The organism is Mesorhizobium sp. M2A.F.Ca.ET.067.02.1.1, assembly GCF_004023285.1.
In the GTDB taxonomy this organism is placed as follows: Bacteria; Pseudomonadota; Alphaproteobacteria; order Rhizobiales; family Rhizobiaceae; genus Mesorhizobium.
Genome location: NZ_RZSB01000212.1, coordinates 1 through 8211 on the forward strand (window position 1 = coordinate 1; position 8211 = coordinate 8211).

Consider the following 8211-nt stretch of genomic DNA (forward strand, 5'->3'; position numbering starts at 1 on the left):
GCAGGTGGCCGGCATCAAGGACGCGCTTGCCCGCAAGCAAGCGGAACTCGCTGAGACGATCAGGCTCTACGACACGGGCAACACGGCGAAAGCGCTGGACATCGTGCGCGGCGGCAGGGGCAAGCTGGACATGGACCAGATCCGCGCCAACATCGATGCGATCCGGCGCATCGACGGTGCGAACCTCGCTGCCCGTGCGGAGCGGATGGAACAGATCGAAGGCTGGCTGCGCATCGGCTCGTTCGCGGCGCTGCTGGGCATCTTTCTGCTCGGCATCTATACGATCCGCCAGTCCAGCCGCCGCTTCCGAGAGGTGGCTGACGCGCAGGACGCATTGAGCGCCAAGAACGCGGCGCTGCTCAACGAGATCTACACGCGTGAGAAGGCGGAGTCGCAGCTTCGCCAGGTGCAGAAGATGGAGGCGGTGGGCCAGCTCACGGGCGGCATCGCGCATGATTTCAACAATATGCTGGCTGTCATCACCAGCGCCATGAACCTCGCGCAGCGCAAGCTCGCTCGCGGCGAGCATGACGTGCAGAGCTTCGTTGAGGCGGCGGCCGATGCCGCGGCACGCGCCGCCAACCTCACCGCCAGGCTGCTTGCCTTTTCCAGGCAGCAGCCGCTGGCGCCGCAGATCATCGATGCCAATCGCCTCGTCACCGGCATGTCGAACCTTTTACGGCGCACGCTCGGCCATGCGATCGAGATCGAAACGGTGCTGGCGGGCGGACTTTGGAAAACGCATGCCGACCCGAGCCAGGTCGAGAACGCCATCATCAACCTGGCGGTCAACGCACGCGACGCCATGGATGAAGAAGGCAAGCTCACCATCGAGACCGCCAACTGCCATCTCGACGAGGCCTATGCGGCGGCGCATCCCGAAGTGAAGGCCGGTCAGTATGTCATGATCGCGGTAACGGACACCGGCGCGGGTATGGCGGCGGACATCATGGCCAAGGCTTTCGAGCCATTCTTCACCACGAAGCCCGCGACCAAGGGAACCGGGCTCGGTCTCAGCCAGGTGTTCGGCTTCGTCAAGCAATCCGGCGGACACGTCAAGATCTATTCGGAGCCCGGCGAGGGCACGACAATCAGGATCTATCTTTCGCGCTTCACCGGTCCGGAGGAAGCGGCTCCGCCGGTAAAGACCGGCGGCAGGAGCGATGTTCCGGCAACCGAAACCGTGCTGCTCGTCGAGGACGATGCCCGCGTGCGTGCTTCGACGGCCGCCGCCTTGCTGGAGCTCGGCTATACCGTCATCGAAGCCGCGGGTGGTGACGAAGCCTTGGAGAAACTCGGTCAGAACGCCGCCATCGCGCTGATGCTGACGGATATTGTAATGCCGGGTATGAATGGCCGGCAACTCGCCGAACAGGCTCGCAAGCAGTCCCCCTCCCTGAAAGTGGTGTTCATGACCGGCTTCACGCGCAACGCCGTCGTGCACAATGGCGTGCTTGACCACGATGTGCACTTCATCGCCAAGCCGTTCACGCTGGAACAACTGGCGGCGAAGCTCCGGGACGCGCTCGCTTGATTTGTCTGACCGTTCTTAGATCCGTCCGAGCACGACCAGAATAATGACGATGACAAGAACCAACCCGAGACCGCCGCCGCCATAATAGCCCGTGCCGTAGAACGGCCCGCCGCCCAGGCCGCTGAAACCGCCAAGCAAGGCCAGAATGAGAATAATGATAAGAATTGTGCCGAGACCCATGTTCTTTTCCTCTCTCTGAGCGCAAGCCGGCGCTTTTCATCACGAAATCAACTCGCAAGGGGCGCGCATGTTCCACCCGGCTCCGGGCAATGCTATTCGGCCTTGGCCGAGTGGGATGACACGATCGGCGGCCCGGGATTGGCTTCAAGTCTGATCGGCACCAAAAACATGAGCGCAATCGCAATCGCGATCGACACAATGATGGCCGCGGTGCTGAAGATGTCCTTCATGTTCGCATCCTGAATATTCAAAGGTGCTGAACAACGCTGCGCGATACTTCCCGTTCCACTTCGCCCTAGCGGAACCTTTTTCAGACGCGCAACGTTTGGGGGCGGCCCAGTTTGGGCAATCCTGGCGATAACGGAGGCTCGCTTATGGGCGCATCGGTACTCATCGGCATCCTGATCACCTTCCTGGTGGTGATCCTGGTGCTCTATCTCGTGCAGCGCTTGCCACTCGATGCCCGCACGCGACAGATCGCGCAGATCATCGTCATCATCATCGGAATCATATCGTTGCTCAAATATCTTGCGGTCTTTTAGCCGCGGTCCATATTCGGCACGGAAAACCCCGAAGCCCGGTGTCCATGAGAACCCTGTCGATCGCACGCCTCGCCGGCAACTTGTTGAGCGCCGCCACGCTGCTGTGCGCCGCGAGCGCCGCCCAAGCCCGGCCGGATACTCGCGCCATGACCTGCGCGCAGACGCAGGCGCTGATCAAAAGCGACCATGCGGTGGTTTTGACCACCGGTCCGGATACTTATGACCGCTTCGTGCGGCAATTCGGCAATGAGTGCGACTGGCCGGAAGTGCCAATATCAACAACCGTTCCCGCCAAGGACGGCGAGTGCCGCGTCTATCGGTGCGAGGAGCCGGTCGACCTTCCCGACCGATAGCCGCCTCTTGCGGTCCCGCGCGGAACCATAGCAACCCCATACGGGTTGTACGGGCCAGCGGCAGAACTGGCCGGCCGCGACTTTGTTCTGCGTGTAACAGCGGGAGGAACGGCAAATGCCTGAAATCGCGCGCACCGGCAGTTGCTTGTGCGGCGGCGTGCAGTTCCGCGTGGCCGGCGAGCCACGCCGGGTCGGCCTCTGCCACTGCAAGGATTGCCGCAAGACAAGCGGATCGGCTTTCCATGCCTATGCCGTATGGCCGCTTCAAGCGTTCGAAGCCAGCGGGATCACCAGCACCTATGGCGCTCGAAGTTTTTGCCCCACCTGCGGAAGCCGCGTTCCATTCGTTGGCGAAGAGGAAGTCGAGGTCACGATCGGCAGCCTTGACGTCGCGCCGACCGAGGGGCTGGTGCCGGACTATGAGCTCTGGATCAGGCGGCGCGAATCCTGGCTGCAGGCCCTCCCCGCGGCGCATCAGTTCGAGCATGACCGGGTCGCCGCTGATTCGGCCGCCGGCAATGAAATGGACCCGGAGCCGCGGCAGGAGCCGGCCTAGGTTGGATCACTGTCGGACTTAAGCCTGAACGGCAATGACCTCCGGTCCAGGGAACTCTTCGGCGCCACCTGGAAAGGACCGGCTGCCGATTGAGATCCCAAGCTTTTCTCCAAGCTCCGTCTGTTTCAACCACCGGTAGGTTTGCCGGTCAGTCAGCCGCCGGTAGCATTCACGGTGAGTCGTCACCTGCACGTTTCAGGCGGCGACATTCATAGCGTTTTATCCGCTTTGCAGAACGCAAGAATTTTTAGCCATCCCTCTTTCGCAATACAACCTTTTGGTTTGCTCTCCTGCCGACCGCTTGTGTTCAGCGCGTGAAATACCAAGCTGCAGTTGCAATATCGAAGTCAAAATTCTTTAAGCTTAAGAAATTTTTTAGACCATTGCTTTCTGGTAGTATCAAAATATGACGCTCGGACTTGCCACAGGCAGTAGGCCTTATGATTTCGAACCTTGTACAAAAGGCCACCTTTGTTTCTTTCATTTTTTGCTACATAGTGCTGCCGAATCTTGAAACCGGACGGGGCGGTTTTCATGACGTCGGCGCCTGAACACGGCCGAAACATGCTTATGCGGTATCCACCGATTGACGGGTTCTGGACCTGGGACGTCAAGCGTGACCGCGTCTATGGCGACGCCAACCTTTCAGATTATTTCGGGCTGACCCTCGACGAATTCTCGCATGGCGCGTCGCTGGAACGGTGCATGCAAAGCATCGATGTGGAAGACCGGCCCAGGGTCCGATTGGCGATCCGCAAGGCGATAGAACGCAAATCTGGCTTCAGGGAAGTCTACAGGGTCCGGTCGGAAAAGATGGGGCTGCGCAAGATCCTGGCTGTGGGCCAATGCTGCGTAGACGGTGTGGGCGAGGCAGCGCTCTACCCTGGCTGGTTCGTCGATCTGACGAAGGATGCCACCTGCGAGGAACAGTCGCTGCGCGAGATGCACAATCACGTCGAACAGGCCAGGGACATCGCGCGATCGATCGGACACGACCTGTTGTCCTATCTTCTGGACAACGTCGAGGAAGAGGTCGAGCAACGGCTTGACGGAAGGCTGAGGAGGCGACGATCGTCCTGAGGCAGCTTTCGCCGATCATTTGCGGGTCAGCTTCGCTTGCCGCGTCTGCCGACCTCAGCCGTGACCATGCGCGCGAAATGCGATTGCGGCGATCGGTGCTCGATGAGTTTGGCGCGCTCAAGCGCCGCATCGCCGTAAAATTCGATCAGCACCCCCGCTGCCCGGACGGCATCGGCTTTCAAGCGTCCGAAATCGACTTGCTCGTTCTCGAACGAGGGCTCGCTCCTGGCAATCACGTCAAGCATGGCTTGCAACTTGTCAGGAGTGCTGCCCTCGTCTTCGTTCATGGTCGCTATCCGATTGGGCGCGTAAAATATCGACATTTCCGCACAATGTCCAACAGGTTCGCTGGCCGGGCGTCAGTGCAACCACGTGCAGCCGCACCGCGCACGGTGTCACAACTTTCATACAAGCATAGTGATCCAGACTTACCGCGCAGACATTTGGGGGGCACCCATGGACCAGCCTAGCAAAATGGAAAACCTGCAGTTTGCGCAGGGGATATTACGAGAACTTCGCCAGAAGGCCGAAGCCGACGGCGAAAAACTCCTGACCTATCTCATCGACATGGCTTATCTCGAGGCCAGCGACCGCATCCGCGCCCACTGGATCGGCACTCACGAACATGAAAGCCGCCGCGCCAAGGGCTGAGCCGCCCAAGGCAATTTGATGCTCGCCGCGGTTTTCCGTGCGGAATTTGCCCGGATCGATAGCTGGAGCGGTTCAGCTTTTGCGCCAGAGGCTGAGTAGCGCAGGCCCAGCGAAGCATCCTGAACGCAAAAAAGCCCGCCATGCCTCTTCGGCATGGCGGGCTGGATTTCGGGTGATCAGTGCTAAACGCAATAGCCGATCTATGATGCGGCAGCCTTCTGGCGGACCGGGAGCTTCCATCCCGGCCGCGCGAAATGGCAGGTGTAGCCGTTGGGATAGCGTTCCAGGTAGTCCTGATGCTCGGGCTCGGCTTCCCAGAAGGGGCCTACCGGAGCAAGCTCGGTGACGACCTTGCCGGGCCACAGGCCGGACGCTTCGACGTCGGCGATCGTGTCCTCGGCGATCCGCTTCTGCTCGTCGCTCGTGTAGTAGATCGCCGAGCGATAGCTCATGCCGATATCGTTGCCCTGGCGGTTCTTCGTCGTCGGATCGTGGATCTGGAAGAAGAATTCGAGCAGCGCGCGGAAACTGGTCCTGGCCGGATCGAAGATGATTTCGATCGCCTCGGCGTGAGTGCCGTGATTGCGATAGGTCGCGTTGGCGACATCGCCGCCGCTGTAGCCGACCCGGGTTGAAACCACGCCGGGCAAGCGCCGGATCAGATCCTGCATGCCCCAGAAGCAGCCGCCGGCAAGGACTGCGCGCTCGGTGGAAGAAGCCATGTCAAACCTCCTTTGGATTGCTCCATAGATAGGCGTTGTGGCCGGGTTCTTCCAGCGGCTCGGGGAACATGCCGGCCACGATTTCGAACCTGCGCGATCAGGGATCCGAAGTCGGCCTGAACCGTCGGATTGCCAGCTCGAAGACGATGTCCGAAATCCACATGGCCGAGACGCCAATCAGGAAGGCAGCGGCGAGCGTGGTGGTGTCGTCGGCGGCGTCGGGCATCGGCAGGCCGCTTGCCTGGACCAGGCGACGGCAGGCAAGGTCAGATAGGCGGCGGCCAAGGCGCCGCAGATGGGCGAGGCAATCATCTCGCGCAGCTTGTAGCGATGGCGCGACAGCGCCCGCAACACGCCGCCGGCGAGCCCCGCCGCCACGACCTGGCCCTTGATGCCCAGAAGATCGAAAATGTCATGCATCACGGCCTCCAGCCACAGAGCTTCTCGCCCTTGCGGTTGTGCGCAAGCAGCGCCCTCGCCTCCTGATCCGACAGCGTTTCGACGGCCCTGGCGGAGAGGCGCATCGGCGCGGCGGCGGCGCAGAAACCGCCCCTAGCCGTCGTGCAGCCGGCAAGCGCGGCGACGGTGGCTGCGAGGATCAATCCCTTGCCCATGACTTCAGCTCCTTCCTGACCGCTTCAGGCGGCAAGGCGCCGACGTCGTTGTCGACCTGGTCGGCGATATTGCGGGCCGCGGCCTCGGCTTCTGCCTGCTTGCCGCGTTCGGCCCTTGCGCCCGCAAGGCGCTGGTGAAAGCCCCAGCCGAACGCGCCGACAACGACGGCGCCGATGGCCAGGATCGTCGGATTGGTGAGAAGCCATGCCAGCAGAGCGCTCATAGCAGCACTCCGATGAGAAGACCGGCAATGAAACAGGCGGCGCCTACGATTGCAAGCGGCCTGGCGGCTTCAATCCCGATGCGCACGCCCGGCGCGACCTGCTCGACGCGCCCGGTGCGGCGCGGCGGGTCCGCGCCCTCGAACGCGCCGATGGCGCTGACGATCTCGGCGCCGTCATCGGCGGTGATGATGGTGGCGTAGCGTGGCATGGAGCCTCGGGGCGGAATAGTGGGGCCGCGCTCAATCGCGCCAGCGCTCGAAGGAAATGGATGACCGAAAAACATAACCCGCCTCGCGGCGGGTCGTTGGCGCAAATCAGCACCATGGACAAAATAGTAGCATAGCTGCCCACACCGGGCAAGAGGTTGCAGGCATATTTTCCTATCCTCCTGAAACCAGCCTTTGTCCCAGATCTGCTGGCAAAAAACCCCATGCGCCACAGCCAAGGATTGAACCGCAGGCAAAAGCCGCGCGAGTTTTTGTCGGAACCAACCGTGGTCCGAAGGGTTCCACCCTCAGTCGCAGACGCGACAGACCCTGCAACAGACGAACCGTCTCGAAACAGAGGAGAAGAATCATGCGTACGAAGATTCTCGCGGCTTCGGCCCTGACAATCGGCCTCGCCACGGCGGCGATGGCCCAGACCGCGAACTCGCCCGATAACTCGGCCGGCAGCGGCCAAAGCATCACAGTCGAGCCGAGGACGCCGGCCACCCCGCCGCCTGACCAGATGGCGCCCGACGCTGGCACGACCGGCAGCATCACCGGCGGCGATATGAATTCCAACGCCGACAAGAACTGCCCGAACAGCCCGCAGGGCGCGCAGAGCGATGCCAACAACACCGCTACCAGCACGGTGCAGCCGAACGTCAACGATAACAATTGCGGCAAGTAGGCCTGCCACTCGCGCTCGCAAAGGCCGTGGAGCAGCTCCACGTCCTTTGTGTTGGAGCCAGCTTCACCGGCTCGGCAAGGGCGGTCGGAACCATGCGGCCTTCCGACCGTTGCAAGGGGCACAAAGGAGAAACCCATGGCAGACAATGAAAGCAGCAGCGGTGGCGCAGCAAACGGCGCCGGCACCTCGAGCACTAGCCCAGCCAGCGAAGCGCGTCCCCGTAACGCCGCTTCGCGCAGCAGCGGCGCGTCGCGCAGTGGCGCCGCATCGCGCGGCAACGCCAGGGCATCCGAAGCGGCGATGAAGAAGCAGATCGCGGAGTTGAAGCGCGAGGTAAACCGCCTGAACCGCGCCCTTTCCGAGCAGGCCGAGGAAGCGTCCGAGACCGCGCAGGGCTGGTACCAGAGCGCAGCCGACAGCGCGTCGAACCTATATAGCGGCGCGGCGGATCGCGCATCGAACCTCTACAGCGGTGCTTCCGGCCGGGCGTCGCGCGCGGCAAGCCAATTGCGCAGCCAGGCGCAGAGCGTTTCGGAAACCGTGCAGCAGAATCCGGGCACCTTCTCGACGGCCATGCTGATCGGCGGCCTTGTCGGGCTGCTGGCTGGCATGGCGATCAGCCGGAACCCGGACCCCGAGCCGGACTGGCTGCATCGCTGGCGCAGATAGGCCTTTCCGGTCCGGCTCGCGCTGCCGGGCCGATCAACGGTAGTAAGCGAAGGCTGCCTTGCGGCGGCCGCGCGGAGAGAAGGCCGGGCCGGCGCGCCCGGCCTTCTCTTTTGGATGCCGGGCTTTTTCATTTCAAGGTTGTGTCGTCCCCATCCTTTTGCTGTGGCCGGTTGTCCCGGGCTGGTCATTAG

At 62.1% G+C, this 8211-nt stretch carries 15 protein-coding genes and 1 pseudogene; 8 read left to right on the forward strand and 8 right to left on the reverse strand.

Annotation, left to right across the window (positions count from 1 at the left end; all coding sequences use genetic code 11):
* Nucleotides 1-1534 (forward strand): response regulator (locus EOA28_RS16265; RefSeq protein WP_128315048.1); only part of this gene is annotated, 1534 nt, incomplete at its 5' end.
* 15 nt (nt 1535-1549) lie between these two features.
* On the opposite strand, the gene EOA28_RS16270 is transcribed toward EOA28_RS16265, so the two are convergent.
* Both EOA28_RS16270 and EOA28_RS38860 read right to left on the reverse strand, forming a co-directional pair.
* Nucleotides 1550-1714 (reverse strand): DUF3309 family protein, encoded by a 165-nt coding sequence (locus EOA28_RS16270; RefSeq protein ID WP_082048942.1) that lies wholly within the window; start codon nt 1712-1714, stop codon nt 1550-1552.
* A 92-nt stretch (nt 1715-1806) separates the two neighbouring features.
* On the reverse strand, nt 1807-1944 hold the full coding sequence (locus tag EOA28_RS38860) for a hypothetical protein (RefSeq protein ID WP_189342065.1): 138 nt from the start codon (nt 1942-1944) through the stop codon (nt 1807-1809).
* Nucleotides 1945-2088: 144 nt separating this feature from the next.
* Between EOA28_RS38860 and EOA28_RS16275 the strand changes: the two genes are divergently transcribed.
* The 4 genes from EOA28_RS16275 (at nt 2089) to EOA28_RS16290 (ending at nt 4245) form a co-directional block, all read left to right on the forward strand.
* A complete protein-coding gene (locus EOA28_RS16275) occupies nt 2089-2256 on the forward strand; it encodes a Thivi_2564 family membrane protein (RefSeq protein WP_126083227.1) in 168 nt (55 codons plus the stop codon).
* Between the two features lie 44 nt (nt 2257-2300).
* A complete protein-coding gene (locus tag EOA28_RS16280) occupies nt 2301-2609 on the forward strand; it encodes a hypothetical protein (RefSeq protein WP_245463271.1) in 309 nt (102 codons plus the stop codon).
* A gap of 115 nt (nt 2610-2724) precedes the next feature.
* Nucleotides 2725-3165 carry a GFA family protein gene (locus tag EOA28_RS16285; RefSeq protein ID WP_127253640.1) on the forward strand — a complete coding sequence of 147 codons (441 nt, stop codon included), beginning with the start codon at nt 2725-2727 and terminating at the stop codon, nt 3163-3165.
* A gap of 570 nt (nt 3166-3735) precedes the next feature.
* Entirely contained in the window at nt 3736-4245 is a 510-nt protein-coding gene (locus tag EOA28_RS16290; protein ID WP_127253641.1) for a PAS domain-containing protein, read from the forward strand.
* 26 nt (nt 4246-4271) lie between these two features.
* On the opposite strand, the gene EOA28_RS16295 is transcribed toward EOA28_RS16290, so the two are convergent.
* Nucleotides 4272-4532, reverse strand: coding sequence for a hypothetical protein (locus tag EOA28_RS16295; protein WP_127253642.1), 261 nt, complete (start codon nt 4530-4532; stop codon nt 4272-4274).
* A 169-nt stretch (nt 4533-4701) separates the two neighbouring features.
* Here EOA28_RS16295 and EOA28_RS16300 point away from each other — a divergent pair, with 169 nt between their 5' ends.
* Complete coding sequence (locus tag EOA28_RS16300) at nt 4702-4896, forward strand: hypothetical protein (protein ID WP_126061378.1); 195 nt, start codon at nt 4702-4704, stop codon at nt 4894-4896.
* Nucleotides 4897-5096: 200 nt separating this feature from the next.
* Here the strand turns inward: EOA28_RS16300 and msrA are convergent, their stop codons facing one another.
* The 5 genes and pseudogenes from msrA to EOA28_RS16325 form a co-directional block, all read right to left on the reverse strand.
* Nucleotides 5097-5618, reverse strand: a complete 522-nt coding sequence (gene msrA, locus EOA28_RS16305) for a peptide-methionine (S)-S-oxide reductase MsrA (protein ID WP_127253643.1) — start codon at nt 5616-5618, stop codon at nt 5097-5099.
* 97 nt (nt 5619-5715) lie between these two features.
* Nucleotides 5716-6038, reverse strand: a pseudogene (locus EOA28_RS16310) (hypothetical protein).
* Entirely contained in the window at nt 6038-6232 is a 195-nt protein-coding gene (locus EOA28_RS16315) for a hypothetical protein (protein WP_126061380.1), read from the reverse strand. The pseudogene EOA28_RS16310 and the gene EOA28_RS16315 overlap by 1 nt, the downstream one beginning before the upstream one ends.
* Nucleotides 6217-6456, reverse strand: coding sequence for an ABC transporter permease (locus EOA28_RS16320; protein WP_127253812.1), 240 nt, complete (start codon nt 6454-6456; stop codon nt 6217-6219). Before EOA28_RS16320 ends, EOA28_RS16315 begins: the two co-directional genes overlap by 16 nt.
* Nucleotides 6453-6665: a hypothetical protein gene (locus EOA28_RS16325; RefSeq protein WP_127253813.1), complete on the reverse strand. Its 213-nt coding sequence runs from the start codon at nt 6663-6665 to the stop codon at nt 6453-6455. Before EOA28_RS16325 ends, EOA28_RS16320 begins: the two co-directional genes overlap by 4 nt.
* A gap of 368 nt (nt 6666-7033) precedes the next feature.
* On the opposite strand from EOA28_RS16325, the gene EOA28_RS16330 reads away from it, so the two are divergent.
* Nucleotides 7034-7351: a hypothetical protein gene (locus EOA28_RS16330; protein ID WP_127253814.1), complete on the forward strand. Its 318-nt coding sequence runs from the start codon at nt 7034-7036 to the stop codon at nt 7349-7351.
* Nucleotides 7352-7486: 135 nt separating this feature from the next.
* On the forward strand, nt 7487-8020 hold the full coding sequence (locus tag EOA28_RS16335; protein WP_245463270.1) for a hypothetical protein: 534 nt from the start codon (nt 7487-7489) through the stop codon (nt 8018-8020).
* Nucleotides 8021-8211: the final 191 nt, after the last annotated feature.